Source organism: Emticicia soli, from assembly GCF_037860775.1.
Classification (GTDB): domain Bacteria; phylum Bacteroidota; class Bacteroidia; order Cytophagales; family Spirosomataceae; genus Emticicia; species Emticicia soli.
On the sequence record NZ_JBBEWC010000021.1, the window covers coordinates 1 to 17735 of the forward strand.

20 protein-coding genes are annotated in these 17735 nt (G+C 38.0%); 8 read left to right on the plus strand and 12 right to left on the minus strand.

Translation table 11 applies throughout. The features are described 5' to 3' along the window. Positions 1-233: 233 nt before the first annotated feature. Positions 234-668 (minus strand): RrF2 family transcriptional regulator, encoded by a 435-nt coding sequence (locus tag WAE64_RS23460; RefSeq protein WP_340240421.1) that lies wholly within the window; start codon positions 666-668, stop codon positions 234-236. A gap of 140 nt (positions 669-808) precedes the next feature. Next, positions 809-3256: a TonB-dependent receptor plug domain-containing protein gene (locus WAE64_RS23465; protein ID WP_340240422.1), complete on the minus strand. Its 2448-nt coding sequence runs from the start codon at positions 3254-3256 to the stop codon at positions 809-811. Between the two features lie 574 nt (positions 3257-3830). Between WAE64_RS23465 and hpf the strand changes: the two genes are divergently transcribed. From hpf to WAE64_RS23485, 4 genes are all read left to right on the plus strand, one after another. Next, on the plus strand, positions 3831-4190 hold the full coding sequence (gene hpf, locus WAE64_RS23470; RefSeq protein WP_340240424.1) for a ribosome hibernation-promoting factor, HPF/YfiA family: 360 nt from the start codon (positions 3831-3833) through the stop codon (positions 4188-4190). 229 nt (positions 4191-4419) lie between these two features. Continuing rightward, a complete protein-coding gene (locus WAE64_RS23475) occupies positions 4420-5583 on the plus strand; it encodes a glycosyltransferase family 87 protein (RefSeq protein ID WP_340240426.1) in 1164 nt (387 codons plus the stop codon). Further along, entirely contained in the window at positions 5565-6524 is a 960-nt protein-coding gene (locus tag WAE64_RS23480) for a glycosyltransferase family 2 protein (protein ID WP_340240428.1), read from the plus strand. Before WAE64_RS23475 ends, WAE64_RS23480 begins: the two co-directional genes overlap by 19 nt. Next, positions 6499-7311 carry a polysaccharide deacetylase family protein gene (locus WAE64_RS23485; protein WP_340240430.1) on the plus strand — a complete coding sequence of 271 codons (813 nt, stop codon included), beginning with the start codon at positions 6499-6501 and terminating at the stop codon, positions 7309-7311. Before WAE64_RS23480 ends, WAE64_RS23485 begins: the two co-directional genes overlap by 26 nt. An 8-nt stretch (positions 7312-7319) precedes the next feature. On the opposite strand, the gene WAE64_RS23490 is transcribed toward WAE64_RS23485, so the two are convergent. Both WAE64_RS23490 and WAE64_RS23495 read right to left on the minus strand, forming a co-directional pair. After that, positions 7320-7841, minus strand: a complete 522-nt coding sequence (locus WAE64_RS23490; RefSeq protein WP_340240432.1) for an acyl-CoA thioesterase — start codon at positions 7839-7841, stop codon at positions 7320-7322. Between the two features lie 38 nt (positions 7842-7879). After that, entirely contained in the window at positions 7880-8473 is a 594-nt protein-coding gene (locus tag WAE64_RS23495; protein ID WP_340240434.1) for a methyltransferase, read from the minus strand. A gap of 90 nt (positions 8474-8563) precedes the next feature. Between WAE64_RS23495 and WAE64_RS23500 the strand changes: the two genes are divergently transcribed. Next, positions 8564-9004 (plus strand): DinB family protein, encoded by a 441-nt coding sequence (locus WAE64_RS23500; RefSeq protein WP_340240436.1) that lies wholly within the window; start codon positions 8564-8566, stop codon positions 9002-9004. Positions 9005-9079: 75 nt separating this feature from the next. On the opposite strand, the gene WAE64_RS23505 is transcribed toward WAE64_RS23500, so the two are convergent. The 4 genes from WAE64_RS23505 to WAE64_RS23520 form a co-directional block, all read right to left on the minus strand. Beyond that, a complete protein-coding gene (locus WAE64_RS23505; RefSeq protein ID WP_340240438.1) occupies positions 9080-10051 on the minus strand; it encodes an aldo/keto reductase in 972 nt (323 codons plus the stop codon). An 80-nt stretch (positions 10052-10131) separates the two neighbouring features. After that, the gene (locus WAE64_RS23510) at positions 10132-10701 is read right to left on the minus strand and encodes a Crp/Fnr family transcriptional regulator (RefSeq protein WP_340240440.1); all 570 of its coding nucleotides are present in this window, start codon (positions 10699-10701) and stop codon (positions 10132-10134) included. Between the two features lie 338 nt (positions 10702-11039). Then, positions 11040-11930 carry a nuclear transport factor 2 family protein gene (locus WAE64_RS23515; RefSeq protein WP_340240442.1) on the minus strand — a complete coding sequence of 297 codons (891 nt, stop codon included), beginning with the start codon at positions 11928-11930 and terminating at the stop codon, positions 11040-11042. Positions 11931-11963: 33 nt separating this feature from the next. Then, positions 11964-12305 (minus strand): DUF6249 domain-containing protein, encoded by a 342-nt coding sequence (locus WAE64_RS23520; RefSeq protein WP_340240444.1) that lies wholly within the window; start codon positions 12303-12305, stop codon positions 11964-11966. Between the two features lie 170 nt (positions 12306-12475). On the opposite strand from WAE64_RS23520, the gene WAE64_RS23525 reads away from it, so the two are divergent. The 3 genes from WAE64_RS23525 to WAE64_RS23535 all read left to right on the plus strand — a co-directional run bounded on the left by WAE64_RS23525 (position 12476) and on the right by WAE64_RS23535 (position 14531). After that, on the plus strand, positions 12476-13024 hold the full coding sequence (locus WAE64_RS23525; protein WP_340240445.1) for an RNA polymerase sigma factor: 549 nt from the start codon (positions 12476-12478) through the stop codon (positions 13022-13024). A 13-nt stretch (positions 13025-13037) separates the two neighbouring features. Continuing rightward, complete coding sequence (locus WAE64_RS23530; protein WP_340240447.1) at positions 13038-13529, plus strand: hypothetical protein; 492 nt, start codon at positions 13038-13040, stop codon at positions 13527-13529. Between the two features lie 198 nt (positions 13530-13727). Continuing rightward, positions 13728-14531, plus strand: a complete 804-nt coding sequence (locus WAE64_RS23535) for an SDR family NAD(P)-dependent oxidoreductase (protein ID WP_340240449.1) — start codon at positions 13728-13730, stop codon at positions 14529-14531. A 93-nt stretch (positions 14532-14624) separates the two neighbouring features. On the opposite strand, the gene WAE64_RS23540 is transcribed toward WAE64_RS23535, so the two are convergent. The 4 genes from WAE64_RS23540 to WAE64_RS23555 all read right to left on the minus strand — a co-directional run bounded on the left by WAE64_RS23540 (position 14625) and on the right by WAE64_RS23555 (position 17703). Continuing rightward, entirely contained in the window at positions 14625-15479 is an 855-nt protein-coding gene (locus WAE64_RS23540) for a pirin family protein (protein WP_340240451.1), read from the minus strand. Between the two features lie 28 nt (positions 15480-15507). Next, positions 15508-16083, minus strand: coding sequence for an NADPH-dependent FMN reductase (locus tag WAE64_RS23545; protein WP_340240452.1), 576 nt, complete (start codon positions 16081-16083; stop codon positions 15508-15510). Between the two features lie 17 nt (positions 16084-16100). Next, positions 16101-16817, minus strand: a complete 717-nt coding sequence (locus WAE64_RS23550; protein WP_340240454.1) for a pirin family protein — start codon at positions 16815-16817, stop codon at positions 16101-16103. A 214-nt stretch (positions 16818-17031) separates the two neighbouring features. Beyond that, the gene (locus WAE64_RS23555) at positions 17032-17703 is read right to left on the minus strand and encodes a DUF2461 domain-containing protein (protein ID WP_340240456.1); all 672 of its coding nucleotides are present in this window, start codon (positions 17701-17703) and stop codon (positions 17032-17034) included. Positions 17704-17735: the final 32 nt, after the last annotated feature.

The following is a 17735-nucleotide window of genomic DNA, read 5'->3' on the forward strand; positions in this document are numbered from 1 at the left end:
TGTTTAAAGTAAAATTAACATTTTAGCTAAATTTTACCTTGACACAGTTTAATTTACAGTCTCCAAACAACAGAAATAGGGAGGGACTTCCCTCTCTTTTTTCTTCAAAACAATTCAATTACGTAAAGTTTTTTCTTGTTGCTAAATCTGCAAAAATCTCAGCTTAAGCCAAAAACTAATATACAAAAATAGCCCTTCGGAAGAGGACTATTTTTTTTGTTCTATCAAATGCTTTAAGTTGTTAACAGAGGTGTTTCTTCCAATAAATCTTTCAATGTTGTATGTTCATACACTGCCAGATTTGCATCTCTTACTTTCTCCATAATGGGTCTTATGCGGCAAGTTACTTCATCATCGCAATCATCGCATTTACCATAAAAATGTAACGATACACATAGCATGGGTGCAATTGGGCCATCTACAATACGCACAATTTTTGCAATGGTTACTTGCTCAGGTGGAAGCCTCAACTGGTAGCCCCCTCCTTTTCCTTTCTGGCTATGTAATATTCCGTTGTTACGCAGTTCGAGCAATATAGCTTCCAGAAATTTCTTGGGTATATTTTCTTTTTCGGCTATTTCAGCAATAAGAACAGGTTGCTTTGATTCGTATCTTTCAGATAAGAGTTTCAAAGCTTTTAGTGCATATTTTGCTTTTTTAGAAATCATTTATTAGTATGCTGACGTGAATTTGTTCGATTCATCCGAGATGAATCAAACAAAAGTAAAATTTTTTCTTGGTTTTGCAATACATGTCTCTTTTGATTCTTTCCAAAATCGCCAGAGGCTTATATTTATAGCTAATATAGCTATTTTTTTACTGAATAACTACTTTTTGCTCTGACAGGCATCCCTAGCAAGGTCATTCCTTCCAGCTTTATATTAATATCTGTTTCGGCATTAGAGTTAAAAAACAATACCGTTGCCTTGCCTTTCGCATCGGTTTTTACTATTGGTGCCCAGAAAATGGTTGACCTGTAATCTGGTTTATTATTTACCTGAAAATCTTCCATAGTAGGCCCGTCATATTTTGGCGAATAAAATTCTTTTACAGGTGCATAACCGTTTATTTCGGTTACTTCAATACCACTACTTTCCCAAGGCTGTCTGGCGGAATCTCCTCTCTTTGTTAGAACAGATATTACACCGTTACCCCCTCTTGAACCATAAATAGCCGCATCGGCGCCTTTCAGTACATCAATGCGTTCTACATCAAAAACTGGTATATTCAGTATGGCTTGTTTATCCATCATCATACCATCGAGCAAAAAGGTTGGCTCTGAAGAACCATTCATTGAGCTTATTCCTCTGATAATCACAGTAGGTTCCATTGCATTACCCATTACCTGCACACCCGGAATACGCCCTCTCAATAAGTCTAGTACATTGCCCGATACATTCATGTCAGGCGTTATTTTTAAGGTATTAGATGCGTGCGAGTACAATACTCTGTTGTCTCTCTCCTGTTCTCTCTTTGCTTTTACTACTACCTCCTGCAAAAGTTGTTCTCTGCGAGCTTTTATCAGTTTTTCTATCTCAAGATTCTCTCGTGTTCTTTTCAGGTAATCAGCCAAATCATTTTCATCAAATGTAATCGGGTTGAAAGGAATGGGCACTCGCTCCAATTTTGGTGGTTTAGCTTTATTAATGAAAATTTTAGTATTACGGTTTAATTTACCTGCCACCGCCTGAATCAGTATTTTACTGGTACCTGTAAAATCGAGGTCGTTTAATGAAAACGTTCCATCGGTTGCTGCCAAGCCAGAACCGAAGCTACGTTCTCCGCCTTCCTGCCACATCATAAATGTAAGGTTGATAGGCTTTTCGAATAGCTTACCATTCTGTCTTGTGATTTCGCCTGAAATATCAATCCCTCTTTGAGCAACAAACTCTGGTAATGGTAAATCTGATTTCAGAATATCGTCCCATTTGAAACGTCGCCAGCCTTGGGTCATCAATAAAATATCCATGTGGCGGCGTACCTCAGGTTTTGTTTGCGTAAAGTAATAATCGGGCTGCTCAACTTTTCCTTTTACATCTGAGCTCAAAAACAAGTAATTCAGTATATTCTCTTCATTCGGAGAGAGCAATACCTGTTTGCCATCTGTTACTACTACCGAAAAATTACCCTCCACAGGCTCTCCGTCCATGTCTTTCGCCTCAATCTCTAGTTTTACTTCTTCTTTGGGTTTATAAATACGCTTGTCAGGCGTAATGCTCAAGTTTATGTAATCTTCTTTAAAGATATATACCAGACGTTCGCAGCGTGGGCGGCCGGTTTCATCAAAAACCGTGAACTGTGTGATTCCCTCCGGAAATTTGTCTTTTGAAATCTTCACAAACATTGATTTGTTGCTGATTGGCGTGCGGGCTACATAAGAAATCTTACCCTGCGACTGCCCAATTACCAATATATTGCCGCTTTCTTTAGGTTTATTATAATTATGCCCTACATATAAGCGCATCAGGTTTTTGTCGGCAACGGCTTCTACCCCCATTACAAAGCCCTGTTTTTCTATGTTTGGAAACTGCACCTCTTTCTCAAATATATTACGGTATTTTATCTTGGCAATATAAGTTTCGTTGGGTTTAGCTTTAAAATTAAATACTCCCATACCCAAGTGCTCGCTGTCAAATACAATTACGGTATCGCCCGAATTTGTTAATATTATACCACTTACATCTACACCATTTCCTACCCTATCGCTTGCTTTAAAGGCAACTTTGTTATCAAGCCCCTCTACAATCTGCCCACCTTCCGGAAAAAACTGAAAGTCAATATCCTGTGGGTTGAATTTTGTCGGCAAAACGTCCTCACCAGATTTATATACTTTAAACTCCTTATTAAACATCAGGCTTTCATCAAAATTACGCATCCAGTTGGTATAGGCACGTAAACGATAATACCCCGAATGCAGGCTATCAGGTAGCTCAAAATCGCCCGCAGCCATTCCACCTTCCAGTTTCAGTATTTTTTTTCCAACCACTAATCCTAACTGATTATCAATCAGTTCGATATTCAGCGGAATACTTGTGGTATCAAGCAAATTTGTTTCAGCTTCTATCAGATAAGCTTTTAGCCAGATGGTTTCTCCGGCAGTGTAGTATGGCTTATCTAAATGCAGATATGCTTTCTCTTGGGGATATGTGGCAGCATACTTGTTAAATTTACTAACAATGTTGTCGGCAAGCTCGTCGTTCACAGTAAAAGCAAAAAGTAAAGCAGCAACAGCAAAAATTGACGCTAATTTTTTCATAATATTAAAAGAGTTGACTGTGTGTTAATGTAAACTACTTGGTCTTGCTTTCTATGGGCTACAAACAAGATACTGTAAATTACGCTATTTTCATAAACTGCCCGGTGGACAAAAAGTGGCTAAAAAGAACAATCAGGGAGAGTATATATAAAAAATATAAGGCTCTGCTTAACATGTACTCTTTTGTTGAAGCAAAATTAAAAAATTACCTTATTATTTCTATTAAAAACGTAAAGTCTACAGTATTTATTTTGCGAAAGAACTCATATTCTATACAAGTACAATTCACTAATAATCAAATACTTAACAATTAAAAACAGACACATACCATGCCTTTAACTGATTTTGTTAAGACAAATTGGTTTGGCGATATTCGTATATATTGGCACCTATTTAAATCATATCTGCGCCTGATAATTTTCTTTAAATATTTCTTGACTCGTATTGTTTTTTTCCTTTCCTTAGTTCTAAGAAGTTCTTTGAAACCCAGATTTATAAGCTTTAGCTATCACAAAATAGCTATGCCTATAAGCCTGACCAATTAATCTATTTTTTAACTTTAAATTAGTGAGTTATGAAGATTCATGTGCATGCAGTACACTTTGATGCTGACCCAGGATTGGTTAGTTTCATTCAAAACAAGTTAAATAAATTAGAAACCTTTTACGATCGTGTAACAAGTGGCGAAGTGTTTTTGAAATTGAGCAAAGGAGAAAAAAGTAAAGTTCATAAAAAACATATAGAAGTTAAATTAAATGTCCCGGGTCAGACAATATTTGTAGAAGAAAAAGGAGATACATTTGAAGAAGCAACCGACCTAGCTCTTGAAGTGTTGAAATCTCAGATAAAAAAATTCAAGGACAAGAAAAACATCGTAGAACATAAAAAACCTGAATTAGTAGAAGCAGAAGAAACAGTTGAAGACGAATATTAATCAGGAATATATATAAAAGGAGCGGCAGTCTATCAGTAGGCTGCCGCTTTTTTTATGACCTCAAAATATCGGCTAGCGTTTTTACGTTATAACTTAAAAATGTACAAAAAGTACATAGACCTTAGTGAAAAATTAATAAAAGATTAAATCACTATAATTTCCTTTTCAGAATTTACTAGTTCAAAATCATTTACTTATCTTGCATAAGTTTTGTTTATAACTATTATTTATGAGAAAGACAAAAGGCATTCCACGCCTATTGTGGTTTGTGCTACCTGTAATTATAGGTTTAATACATTTTTTGCGAAACTCGTACAACAATTACGCAATATACAAAGGGGTTTTTTATCATCTTATTCATCAGACGAACCTCTATAGCTTATACCCAAACGAGTATTTCGATAGTAATCATTATGGTCCGTTGTTTGCGCTCATAATCATGCCTTTCGCTATTTTGCCCGATTATATAGGGCTTCCGATATGGGTTGCGTTTCATGCTTTTGTCTTATATAAAGCTTTTACTACACTACCGCTTGAAGACACCAGTCTTTGGATAATTCTTCTGATTTGCATAGTAGATTTAATGACCTCTTCGCACAATGTGCAGGTAAACCCAAGTATTGCCGGGCTTATTATCTTATCATGGTATTTTGTTAAAGAAGAAAAAGACTTCTGGGCACCTTTATTTGTCATGATTGGCCTATTTGTAAAACTCTATGGCATTGTTGGCTTGGTTTTCTGGCTTTTTTCAAAGCACAAAGTCAAATACATTTATTCGGCTATATTTTGGGCGGTGGTACTCTTAGTGCTACCTATGGTTATAAGTTCACCCTCGTTTGTTCTTCAGTCTTATGCCGACTGGTATCATAGTTTGGTAGAGAAAAACCTCTCAAATCAAACCGGAAGCCACGGTATTGGTAGTATGCAAGATGTTTCGCTTATGGGGCTTTTCAGACGTGTGGGTGGTTTTGATATAAGTAACGTGGCTTTTATTGTGCCTGCTTTAGTTTTGCAACTGGCACCATTAACACGTATCAGTTTTTACCACAATCTGGTGTTTCAGCTACGCTATCTAGCGTCTATCCTTATTTTCGTAGTTATATTTTCGTCATCGTCCGAATCCTCTACTTACATTGTTGCGGTGTCGGGCGTGGCTATCTGGTTTATTACCCAAGACTTCCCCATTAAACGTTGGGTATGGGTTTTACTGATTACAGTAGCCTTAATTACCTCACTTACAGCAACTGATATTTTTCCGTATCATATCAGGCAAATGTTTATCATTTACTCTATAAAGGCATTTCCGTGCTGCCTGGTATGGTTTGCCTGTGTTTACCAATTACTAACCGACCAATACTCCCTGACCGAAAAAAAATGGATATTTCAAGACTAAAAATCTGTATTTTGTCAGCTGCCTATAATGAAAACGAAAATATACTCGTTTTCTACAATGCTGTAAAACAAGTAATTGATCAATTGCCTTATTCGTTTGAGTTTTGCTTTGTAAACGATGGTAGTTCTGATGGTACCCTACGTATTATCAGAAACCTAGCACGTGAAGACCACTCGGTAAAATATTTGTCTTTCTCAAGAAACTTTGGTCAACAGATAGCACTAAAAGCAGGCGTTGATTCTATTGATGCCGATGCCATTATTATGATGGACAGCGACCTGCAACACCCACCAAGCCTGATACCTGTCTTGATTGAAAACTGGCTCAGAAACAGAGTAAATGTGGTGAACACGATTCGGGAAGAAGACCGTGATTTATCTTGGTTTAAGAAGAAATCGAGCCAATGGTTTTATAAGGTATTGAATAATATAAGCAATTTATCGCTAGAACCCGGCCAGGCTGATTTTCGTTTGATAGACAGACAAGTTGCCGAAACACTAAAAAACTCGAAAGAGCAAGATGTTTTTCTGCGAGGTATGATTCAGTGGATTGGTTATAAACAAATGAATATCCCTTACAAACCACATAAACGTTTTGCAGGTGAAAGTAAATATACGCTTAGTAAAATGGTTAAACTCGCTTTGGCGGGTATCACCTCTTTTAGCGTAAAACCATTGCACGGGGCTATTTATTTAGGTTTTACCATTGCTTTAGGCTCGCTTTTGTATCTGCCTTATGTGTTTTATAGCTTCTTTAGCGGGCACGTAGTTGATGGTTGGAGTTCGGTTTTGATAACTATCGCTTTTTTTGGCGGGTTAAATTTATTTATTTTAGGAATTATAGGCTTGTATATCGGCAAAATATTGATTCAGAATAAAGAACGGCCGCTATACATTGTACAGGAACATAATATTTATGAAAACAGCTATTCTCAGTTTTGATGTAGAAGAGTTTGATATGCCCTTTGAATATGGTGGTAAGCCATCAATGGACGAACAGATTGCTACTTCAAGCGCTGGTTTAAAAAGTGTTTTATCTATTTTAGACAAATACGACGCTACCGCTACTTTTTACTGCACAGGCGTTTATGCCTTGGCACAACCTACCGTTGTAGCAGATATAAGCCGTAAACACGAGGTAGCCTCGCACAATTATTATCATTCGAGCCACAAAACCGAAGACCTGCTGAACTCTAAACAGGTGCTTGAAAGTATTATAAAAAAAGAAGTAAGGGGTTTCAGAATGCCTCGGATGGCGCCTGTATCAGATGCCGACCTGCTGGCAGCCGGTTATACCTATAATGCTTCGTACAACCCAACATATCTGCCGGGTCGATACGATTACAGACATATTCCCCGAACAGTTTTTGAGCAAAACGGCCTGATTCATGTACCAGCTTCGGTGTCGCCCAAATGGCGTTTGCCTTTGTTCTGGATAGCTTTTCATAATTATCCGTTAGCCTATTTTTTCTATTTATGTAAAAAAGTAGCCGAGGCCGATGGCTATCTGCACTTATATTTCCACCCCTGGGAATTTACAGATTATACAGATTTATTGAATGGTGCTAAATATCCTTTTTATTTAAAAAGGAATAACGGGCAACAAATGCAAGAGAGATTCAAACAATTGATGGCGTTTTTGAAAAGAGAAGGATTTGAGTTCAATACTACATCGTGGTTGGTAGAGCAAAAGAATTTATTCCCTGATATGGCATTAAAAAACGCATAGGCTTGTGCCTATGCGTCTAGTTTAAATATTTGTTTTAATTCTTGTGCTTCTTCCGGTTTCATTCTGCCTGCCAAAACCAATCTCAACTGACGGCGGCGCAAAGCACCTGCATACAATTCTTTTTCTTCGGCGGTTTCGGGCTCAACAGGTGGTACTTCTATCGGGCGGCCTGTCTGGTCAACGGCCACGAAAGTCATAAAGGCTTTGTTGGTGTAGATTTTTGTTCCTGCCGGAATATTCTCTGCCCACACATCAATTCCTACTTCGAGGGATGAGTTGAAAGCCCTTGTTACTTTAGACTGTAAAGTAACAACCGAACCCAAAGGAATTGCTTCTTTGAACGAAACATTATCAACCGAAGCGGTCACAACGATACGATTACAGTGTTTTTGAGCAGCAATAGCGCCTGCTATATCCATCATTCTCATCAGGTTGCCTCCCATCAGATTACCTAAAGTATTAGTATCATTCGGAAACACCATCTCGGTCATTACTGTAAGCGACTCTTGTGCTTTTCTGGCTTTTTGCATAATTCTTTTTTTCAATATATGGTTTGTTGAGTAATTGGTTATTTACGGTCGAGACGAAGAAACAATTCGTTTCCTGCACGTTGAGGAATTGAGTTGGTGCATCTCTCAAAAATAACAGGTTGAAAATAGGGTTCAAACATTGCCAGATATTCTTCTTTTGTACCACTAAAAGGTGGACCACCGTCAAACGGAAAATCAAAGATTACACCTACCAATTTACCTCTAGGTTTCAGTAAATCGTGCATTTGTCTGGCATAGGCAGGCCTCAAAGAAGGCTCAAGTGCCGATAAAAATGTTTGCTCAATAATGAGGTCATACTGCCCCTGATGCGTGAAAAAATCCTGATGAATTACCTGACACGTACCATTTTCTATGCAAAATTGTAACTTTTCTTGCAAACGTTCTACTAAAACCGCCGAAATATCAATTAAAGTAATGTTTGTGAAGCCATTATTAAGCAAATATTCAGCTTCGTAAGAGTTACCACAACCCGGAATCAATATAGCAACCGACTTATCTGTCAGTTGGTCGAAATATGCTTTCAGTGGTGTAGATACATAGCCAATATCCCAGCCTGTTTGTCCGTCGTTATAGCGTTGGCTCCAATAGTCGTCATTCAATATATTTTCCATCAATATTTCTGTTTATCTATGAACCTGAAGTAGTTGGCTGATGTTAGGACATCAAATCAAGCGCCTTCAAACACAAATATATCAATAAAAATGAAAGCAGTTGCCGACCACCTACGACAAACCCTACAAGAAGTTTTACCAACATTAAGAGCTATTTCAGACGACGAAGCGAGCATTAAACCGCAGCCTGAAAAATGGTCGAAAAAAGAAATTATAGGGCATCTGATTGATTCGGCTTCTAATAATCAGCAAAAGTTTGTACGCACAATGGCACAGCCACATGTAGATTATGTAGGTTACGCACAGGATTTCTGGGTAGCAGAACAGCATTATAATAATAGAAATTGGGAAGAGCTAATTACTTTATGGCAAGCTTATAACTTACATATTGCCCACATTATTGAATCTGTGAATGTTGATTATTTAAAAAACACGATAAGCATTGCAGGAAACGAACCGTTTACACTGGCCTTTATTATGGAAGATTATGTGGGGCATTTAAAACATCATCTGAAAGCTATTTTAAAATAATTTCACGCCCATCTTCATCTGAAAACAGGCGTTTTTTGAGTGCTCATTTGTACTTTTTGTCAAAAAAAACAGTATTTATTTACCTAATTTTTGTTGAACTTGTGCGGGATAACGTTCGCCTATAATTTTAATGTTTGCTAATGCAGAATTGATTTTATGGAGTTCATCATTACTTAATGAAATGTTTGCACCACCAATGTTTTCTTGTAAGCGATGTAATTTCGATGTTCCAGGAATAGGGACAATAAAAGGTTTTTGAGCCAACAGCCAACCTAATGCAATTTGTGCAGGTGTAGCGTTTTTTTCTGTCGCAATGGAAATAACCAAATCAACCAATGCTTGGTTGGCTTCTCTGTTTTCTTTGCTAAAACGTGGCGACATATTTCTTGCATCAGTTTTAGCCAACTCCACATCCGCATTTATTGTTCCTGTTAAAAATCCTTTTCCTAATGGACTGAAAGCAACAAAGCCAATTCCCAATTCTTTCAATGTCGGAATAATTTCATCTTCGGGTTCACGATAGAACATTGAATATTCACTTTGCAAAGCCGTTACAGGTAAAACAGCATGAGCCTTGCGAATGATTTCCGCATTTACTTCACACAAACCAAAATACTTTACTTTTCCCTCTTGTATCAGGTCTTTTACTGTACCCGCAACGTCTTCGATAGGAACATTCGGGTCGTACCTGTGCTGATAAAACACATCAATTACGTCTGTCCTTAATCTTTTCAAAGATGCTTCGGCAACGGCTTTAATATTCTCAGGACGACTGTCTAATCCTAATCTGCCGTCTCCGTCTTTAAAACCGAATTTTGTTGCAATTATAACTTCTTTACGCAATGGTTCAAGTGCTTCGCCTACCAACAGTTCGTTTTCTCCATAACCTTGCGCCGTATCAAAGAAAGTAACTCCATGTTCAACGGCCGAACGGATTAACTTTATACTCTCTTCTTTCGTAGGTGCATTTGGAAAACTTAATCCCATCGCACCAAAACCCAATGCAGATACTTCTAATCCACCTTTCCCTAATTCTCTTGATTTCATCTTTTTTGATTTTAAAATTCGATGGTACAAAGTTGACTCAATAAAAAATGAAACCAGTTGCCATTTGGCAAAAAGTGATTTTAGCGGATATTTTTTCGTATTCGGCTTAAAGATGATTTCGTAACTCCCAAATAAGAAGCGATGTATGACAAAGGCACACGATTTACTAATGTCGGAAACTTCTCTATAAAATCAAGATAGCGTTCTGTTCCGTCCTGCGAAACCAATTCGCTTCTTCTTGCAATTTTTTTGCCGTGATGTTTCGTAATTATCTTTTGAACAATGCTATCCAAACCAATAATAGTTTCAGAAAGGTGTTTCCAATTTTGTTTTGAAAAAACAACCAATTTGCAATCGGTAATGGCAGATAAATATTCGGAAGGCGTAAAAACTTCATCAATTGTATTTCCTGATAAAATCAAATGGTTTTCGTCAATAAAGTAACGTGTAATTTCTTCGCCTTTGTTGTTGTAATAATAGACCCGGATAACACCATCTGTAAGAAATCCAATTTGTTTAACTGTTTTTCCCGCTTCCCAATAATATTCGTCTTTGCGAAGTTCTATTTCTGTCGCTTTGCTTGTAATTAAGTCTATCTGCTGTTTGTTCAAATTACCAAACTGCAGCAGGTAATTTATAAATTTTTCCATACTACAAAATTATCGAATAGTTTGGTATGACGATTTGCCAAATGGCAAAATGTGATTGTGTTTTTACGTTTCCTTAATAGGCATATTTATCTATTATATTGGTAAACATTTACAACCTCCTGCCTTTATTGTTTAGCAAACTGTTCTTCTTTGTAGTCCACGCCCTGTTTATCAGGTAACACGCTCGAGCGCATTCTCATGCCACGGTTATACTCGAAAGAATACGACCCTGGCACGGGTAAATGGGGTTAACTTAAAGGATTTTAGCTATAAAATATAATTAATAACCGTGCCAAGCACTTTTACTTGCGAGTATAAGCGTGTCACAGTTTGTGTTTTCAATGGTCATAACTGGCAACTCTGGTAACTTTCCAGACTCCGTTCTTCTTTTGCCAGATGTGTAAAAATTTGAATGTTCCACAATCGTCTCTTCCGTTTTCTTTATGGCAAAAAGTATGTGTACCTACCTGTATAGCACCGTAATCTTTTACAGGATACACCTCCATGCTTCCTTCAACTAATCTTCGGGTCAACCCATTATTAGCAGCAAACAGATTTTTGGTTGCAGCTATATTCTGGGTATAGTTAGTAAGCCCTCCTTTGTCATGGTAAAACTCCAGGCTTTCATCAAAAACCTTTTTAATTGTTTCGCCGTCTTGCGTATTAAAAGCATTGAACAAAACACTATCCATGTGTGCTATTTCATTGTAAAGTGCATCGCCGCTAGATCTTGAAGCAAATTTGGTATTTACCAGATAATCTAGTTCCTGTGTCATTTTCCAATCGCCTTTTTGTTTTTGCCACACACGAGAAAACTTCGATTCTTCTACCAGTTTTTCTTCCATATAAAAACGCTGTACGCCTGTTTGTGTGGCTTTCTCACCATTCACAACAATTACCTGCAAACTGCCTTTTACTAATTGTCTTTTTAGTTTTATCCCCTTGTCGCAGAAATTCTTCTGCAAGCCAGTTTTGAAATCAGTAAATGTTTGGCTGGTGGTAGATCCAAAAAGACCATTATCATGATAAAACATGAAATCTTTACCCAGTATGTTATCAATTTTGTTTACCTCACAATCGTATACGGCTTTGAATAGAAGGCTATCTTTTCGGGCTAATTCATTGAAAATTGCTTGATTAGAGGGATTAACTTGCGCTTGTAGCTTTGCTAAAGGCAATACGAGATACATGAGGCAGAAAGCTGCCAGTAGGATACTTTGCTTTTTCATTATGTAATTTTGTATTTAAAAAAACTGTTTGAGTTAATCTTTAAGTTTTCTGTCAATCAGAAAATGAGTAATGAGACTTAGGCCACCGAATAAGAATATCATCGAAAAAAAGGCTACTTCCCGATCTAAATCGTATTTTCGATAGAGTATATTGCCAACCAGAATACCCAAGGCAACCCCTACGAATAGCATACCAAATTTCAAGGTTTGTAATTGTATGCGGTTTCTTGAATTAAATAGTTTCGAGGCGTCTGTTCCTCGTTCTATCATTAACATGCGTTCACGGTTGCGGGCAGTCAGAAAAACGTAGACAATACCAAATATGCCTGCAAAAGCAGCAACCGACACAATCATATCTCTTAATATTTCGTCCATCTTTTTATCGTAATTTTAGGTAATTATTACTTCTTGCCCATAAGACAACGGGCACGAAGCTTTGGTTACAGAATTTTCTAAAAATAAATTCTACAAAAAATATCGTCAATTCTGTAACCGGTAATTAGTTATTCTTGTCTTACTATACAACAAAGACTACCTCAGAATTAATGCATACAGAAGAGCAAGCCTACATAGAGAGAGTAAAAAAAGGAGACTCCGCTTCTTATGCATTTCTTGTGAATAAGTATAAAAATATGGCCTTTACGGTAGCCTTAAAGATTGTAAATAACCGGGAAGATGCCGAAGACATAATTCAGGAGAGTTTTCTGAAAGCCTATCAGCAAATTCATACTTTTGAAAACAAATCGAAGTTTTCAACATGGCTCTATACCATTGTTTATAGAGCCGCGCTTAACAAACTACCCCGAAATAAAGTAGATTTTTTTAGTATTGATGACGAAGCACATGAAAGCTATGCTGTTGACACCGCAAGCACACCCTCGGTATCGTTAGAAACTAAAGAAGAACAACAATACGTAAAAGATGCGATTCAACGATTACCACAAAGTGAAGCACTGCTGATTACGCTGTATTATCTCAACGAAAGTTCGTTGAAAGAAATAGAAGAAATAACCGGATTAAGTATGAACAACATCAAAATCAAGTTATTTAGGGCAAGAAAGAAACTAGAGCAAGAATTGCACTTTTTGTTATAAAACATTCAGCAAGATGGCACAAGACAAAGAAGATAAGCTAAAAAAACTGATTCAGTCGGTAGAATTAGACCAACCCAAGGCTGATTTTACTGCTACAATCATGCAGCAGATTGAAGCACAGGAATCGCTTGTGTCAAGTGTGGCTTTACAAGTTTTGCTAGAAAAACATCTGATGGAAAGTCCGTCGGCCGATTTTACTGAAAATGTGATGATGGACATAGAACGTTTAGACAAAAAAGTGGTTTATGAACCTATTATCAGTAAAGAAGTGTGGTATGGTGTAAGCATAGCAGCGGCCTTACTGATTACCTTAGTGAGTTTTGTTGGTAAATCTTCAAAAACAAATATTGATGTTCCGCCGTTAGCCAATAATATTAATCAGCTTACAGGCAAAATCATTTTACAAATCAATGGGCTTCCAGGATTGGTACTGGCTTGCTTGTTTGCGGTGAGTTCTTTGTTATTGCTTGAACATTTTTTTTCGAAGAAGAAATACCAAATATAATAACCGAAAAAAATAACCGTGTCATGCCCGTGTTCGGACGAGTATAGGCATGACACAGTTTGCATTAGCATGTAGGTATAATTCCTCAAATATCCATTCTTTGTTGATTTCCTCCCCCACTCGTAGTCTTTTCTTATTGATATACCTATGTGGTGCTGTTTTTGCGCTTTACAGGGTATAATCATTAAGTAAAAAGTCATGGCTAAAACAAAGAAATACGTACTCATTACAGGTGGCACAAGCGGTATTGGCTACGAGCTTGCCCGATTATTGGCAAACGACGGCCATAATTTAATCATTGTTGCCCGTAGTCAGGAAGAGCTAGATAGGGTGGCGCATGAATTGAGCGCAGCCTACAAAATTGAGGTGGTAACCTTTGCTAAAGATTTATTTAAGAAAAACGCAGGGTTTGAGGTATATGACTTCGTAAAATCGAAAGGTTTGCAGGTCGATATTCTGGTAAATGATGCCGGACAAGGACAATTCGGGGAGTTTATTAATACAGATATTGAGCGAGAGATGGATATTATTCAGTTGAATATTACCAGTCTGGTTGTGCTTACCAAGTTGTTTCTGATAGAAATGGTTGAGCGTAAAAGTGGTAAAATTCTGAATCTTGCTTCGGTAGCCAGCAAAGTACCGGGGCCTTTTCAGGCGGTTTATCATGGCACAAAGGCTTTTGTGCATTCGTTTACAGAGGCAATACGTGCCGAGGTAAAAGATAGTGGCGTAGTGATTACCTCGCTTTTACCGGGAGCTACCGCTACTGATTTTTTCAGAAAGGCTGATATGCTACATTCTAAAACTGTAAAAGACGGCAAATTGGCCGACCCTGCCGAAGTGGCTATGGATGGCTATAATGCATTAATGAATGGCGATGATATGGTGGTATCGGGCTTTAATAATAAACTACAAGTAGCTATGAGCAGCATTACACCCGACGAAATTGTGGCTGAAAGAGTTTATAAACAACAAGGCCCTAAAGAGGGTGTGCAGAAGTAAAAATTGTAAATTAGGGCTATACAAACTGTGCCACGGTTATACTCGAACGAGTACGACTGTGGCACAGTTATCTATCATCCTATTCAACTCAAATCAATCTTCCAAAACACCCATTAATCCGGTTTCGTAATCTACTATTGCCTGTTTTAATTCGGCAGGATAATTCATCACAAAAGGCCCATAGGTAGAAAGTGGCTCCTGAATTGGCTCGCCTGCCAGAAACAACAATTTACCTTTGCTAATGGCTTCAAAATCTATTCCCTCACCTTCGTGGTCAAAAGTGACCATGTTTAGTTTTTCTACTGTAGTTCCGTTGCTTCTTATCTCTCCATCAAGCACATATAATAATCCATTATAAGAAGCCGGTATCTCGAAGAAAGTCTTCGCCCCTGCTTCAAAATGCACCATCATGGCCAATATTGGCGAGAAAGTAGAGGCTGCTCCGGCCTGACCTTTGTATTCGCCTGCCACCAATTGCATTTCTATGCCGTCTTCTTTCAATACAGGCATAGTATCTTTGGTCAGGTGTTGGTATTTAGGCTCGGTCATTTTATGTGCCCGAGGCAAATTAACCCACAACTGTATCAACTCAAAATCTCCTCCCTCATGCATAAACTCAGCCGATGGCCCTTCTGAGTGGATAATTCCTTTACCCGAGGTCATCCATTGTACGTCTCCGGCATTCAGAAATCCTTCGTTACCTAAAGAATCTTTATGGTGAATTTTGCCTTGAAACAAAAATGTTACAGGCTCAAAACCCCTATGAGGGTGTGGGTTCAAGCGAGGCTTGCTGGTATCAGGGCTATGATAAGTTGGCCCTGCATGGTGTAACAAAATAAATGGGCTCACCTGCCTGATATTACTGGTTGGCAAGGGTTGTTTTACTCGCATTGGCCCCATCTGGACCTCATTGGCAAAACTTATGTTCTGAACATTACGAGCTTTCATTGTTAAATATTGAATGCTTCCTTAAGCATTATACATGTGGTTGTAATAACTGCACTTCTTTTGTGGCAACTATTTTATTTACAAGCCAGATATACTCGTTGGTAAACAATTCTACAGCCTTAAAGAAATTCGGGTCTATCAGATTTGCTTCAGCATCAAACTTTTTATCAACTGCAGGTACAATGAGCATATGTGGAGAAACAATGCCAAACAAAGCACCTACCAAAGTAAGCATTTGCTGGCTGGCTCTCATACCACCCATTGCGCCCGGTGAGGCTGTTACGATACCAAAAGGCTTATGAATTTGCTTCGGAAAATGATCTAAAAGGTTTTTCATTGCAGGCGAATAGCTACCGTTGTATTCGGGTGTTACCAGAATAAACGCATCGGCCGAGAACATACGCTCACCTAGCTCTTTCCACTGAGCCGGAACAGCATCAATAGATGTCCAGACTTTTTGCACAAAAGGTAATTCGTACGCTCTTACATCAATAATACCTACCGAAGCATCAGTGATTTCACTCAAATGTTTCTGTAAATATTTAGCTACTCGTGCCGTAACACTTTCTTGTCTTGGGCTGCCTGAAATGATTTCAATTTTCATTTTTCTTTGGTTTAAATTTAGAAAGACATCGGAACATCAATCAATAATATCTCCGTGTCGGTTTTTGCTTTAATTATTACTTCATTTGTTTCGCTGATACCAAGCGCATCTCTGCGGCCTAAGGTTTGTCCGTTTATTTCGGCTTCACCCTCAATTACAAAGGCATATACGCCATTTGTGTTTAGTTTGATGTTATATGTGGCTTCTTTATCCTGGTCGAGATTGATTAACGAAAACCAAGCATCCTGATTGATACCCATTCCGCTATCGTCAGAGCCTAAAGGTGAAACCAGCGTTTGAAACTGATTTTTTCTATCTTCAATCGAAAAAGCTCTTTGGTCATAACGTGGTTCAATGTCTCTCAGTTTCGGAAACACCCATATTTGTAAAAGCTGAAGCGCTTTGTCGATATTTTTGTTTCTTTCTGAATGGTAAATTCCCGTGCCAGCCGACATAACCTGTACTTCTCCCCTGCTGATAGCACCTACATTACCCATACTATCGGCATGCTCCAAATCGCCCGAAAGCGGAATCGTTACAATTTCCATGTTGTCGTGTGGGTGCATACCAAAACCTCTTCCACCAATTATTTTATCGTCGTTCAGCACTCTTAATGCACCAAAATGCACTTTAGTAGCATCATGAAAGCCTGCGAAACTAAAAGAATGATAGGCATCTAACCAACCGTGGTTGGCATGGCCCCTGTCAGTAGCTTTATAATATATCGTTTTCATTTTATACATTTACATTTAATGTATATACATATATATTTTAAAAATAGTTCACGGTGGAAGAATTTAGTGAGTGAGTGATTGGGGATTAATTGTGGATTAGTGAATGGTAAATTAGCGAATAATTTAAATAGTTTGCCACGAAGTACACAAAGCGCACTATGTAGCACAATTAAACAATCACTCATTCGCTAATTCACCATTCACTCATTCACAATTAGCCTTTTATCGCCCTGTTAAGAAACTCATTGAATGAGTGTATCGCCTCGAAGCCTTCTAATGCTTTGTCGGCGAAGTCTTTTTTGAGTACCTCTTTTATATCGAAAGTATTGGAAACTGTAAAGCTTTTCAGTTTCAGAAGCTCAACAGCAGGATTACTCTCATCATATCCTTTTGGTGGGCGTGTAAGAGAGGCTTCTCTGTCGAGACCATTAGCGAAGTGCTTTCTAAAATCAGGATTATCAATAATACCCTTTATTTCTTCGTAGTTATAATCTATTTCTTCACGTATCTTCTTCAAATCTTCATTTTCGGGCATCCAGACTCCACCTGCATAAAAACACTCATTGGCATCGATATGAAAATAGTAGCCGGCACCATTGGCTTTTTTGCCTCCGGCATTAAACCATGCACCAAAATTTGTTTTATAGGGCGACTTATCTTTCGAAAAGCGCACATCACGGTTAATTCTGAAAATACAGTTTTTTACCTGTAGGTTGCTTTCTTCAATGGCCTTATCAAATTTGCCTATGCCTTTTATTAGCTCTCCTACTACCTCGCCAAAGTTCTGTTTGGCGGTTTCGTAAGCCTTACGATTAGCGTCAAACCAAGGTTTGTTGTTGTTGGCTTTTAACTCTTCTAAAAACTGTATAGTCTGTGTATGAATCATTGTAGTAATAGTATATTGCGTGTTGATTATAC

Excerpts from the sequence above, each read along its gene's own strand:
- WAE64_RS23520 (WP_340240444.1), bottom strand. The coding sequence starts at position 12,305 with ATGGACGAAATATTAAGAGATATGATTGTGTCGGTTGCTGCTTTTGCA.
- WAE64_RS23540 (WP_340240451.1), bottom strand. The coding sequence starts at position 15,479 with ATGAAAGCTCGTAATGTTCAGAACATAAGTTTTGCCAATGAGGTCCAG.
- WAE64_RS23495 (WP_340240434.1), bottom strand. The coding sequence starts at position 8,473 with ATGGAAAATATATTGAATGACGACTATTGGAGCCAACGCTATAACGAC.
- WAE64_RS23515 (WP_340240442.1), bottom strand. The coding sequence starts at position 11,930 with ATGAAAAAGCAAAGTATCCTACTGGCAGCTTTCTGCCTCATGTATCTC.
- WAE64_RS23510 (WP_340240440.1), bottom strand. The coding sequence starts at position 10,701 with ATGGAAAAATTTATAAATTACCTGCTGCAGTTTGGTAATTTGAACAAA.
- WAE64_RS23555 (WP_340240456.1), bottom strand. The coding sequence starts at position 17,703 with ATGATTCATACACAGACTATACAGTTTTTAGAAGAGTTAAAAGCCAAC.
- WAE64_RS23530 (WP_340240447.1), top strand. The coding sequence starts at position 13,038 with ATGGCACAAGACAAAGAAGATAAGCTAAAAAAACTGATTCAGTCGGTA.
- WAE64_RS23480 (WP_340240428.1), top strand. The coding sequence starts at position 5,565 with ATGGATATTTCAAGACTAAAAATCTGTATTTTGTCAGCTGCCTATAAT.
- WAE64_RS23545 (WP_340240452.1), bottom strand. The coding sequence starts at position 16,083 with ATGAAAATTGAAATCATTTCAGGCAGCCCAAGACAAGAAAGTGTTACG.
- WAE64_RS23465 (WP_340240422.1), bottom strand. The coding sequence starts at position 3,256 with ATGAAAAAATTAGCGTCAATTTTTGCTGTTGCTGCTTTACTTTTTGCT.
- WAE64_RS23500 (WP_340240436.1), top strand. The coding sequence starts at position 8,564 with ATGAAAGCAGTTGCCGACCACCTACGACAAACCCTACAAGAAGTTTTA.
- hpf (WP_340240424.1), top strand. The coding sequence starts at position 3,831 with ATGAAGATTCATGTGCATGCAGTACACTTTGATGCTGACCCAGGATTG.
- WAE64_RS23505 (WP_340240438.1), bottom strand. The coding sequence starts at position 10,051 with ATGAAATCAAGAGAATTAGGGAAAGGTGGATTAGAAGTATCTGCATTG.
- WAE64_RS23490 (WP_340240432.1), bottom strand. The coding sequence starts at position 7,841 with ATGCAAAAAGCCAGAAAAGCACAAGAGTCGCTTACAGTAATGACCGAG.
- WAE64_RS23525 (WP_340240445.1), top strand. The coding sequence starts at position 12,476 with ATGCATACAGAAGAGCAAGCCTACATAGAGAGAGTAAAAAAAGGAGAC.
- WAE64_RS23550 (WP_340240454.1), bottom strand. The coding sequence starts at position 16,817 with ATGAAAACGATATATTATAAAGCTACTGACAGGGGCCATGCCAACCAC.
- WAE64_RS23460 (WP_340240421.1), bottom strand. The coding sequence starts at position 668 with ATGATTTCTAAAAAAGCAAAATATGCACTAAAAGCTTTGAAACTCTTA.
- WAE64_RS23485 (WP_340240430.1), top strand. The coding sequence starts at position 6,499 with ATGAAAACAGCTATTCTCAGTTTTGATGTAGAAGAGTTTGATATGCCC.
- WAE64_RS23535 (WP_340240449.1), top strand. The coding sequence starts at position 13,728 with ATGGCTAAAACAAAGAAATACGTACTCATTACAGGTGGCACAAGCGGT.
- WAE64_RS23475 (WP_340240426.1), top strand. The coding sequence starts at position 4,420 with ATGAGAAAGACAAAAGGCATTCCACGCCTATTGTGGTTTGTGCTACCT.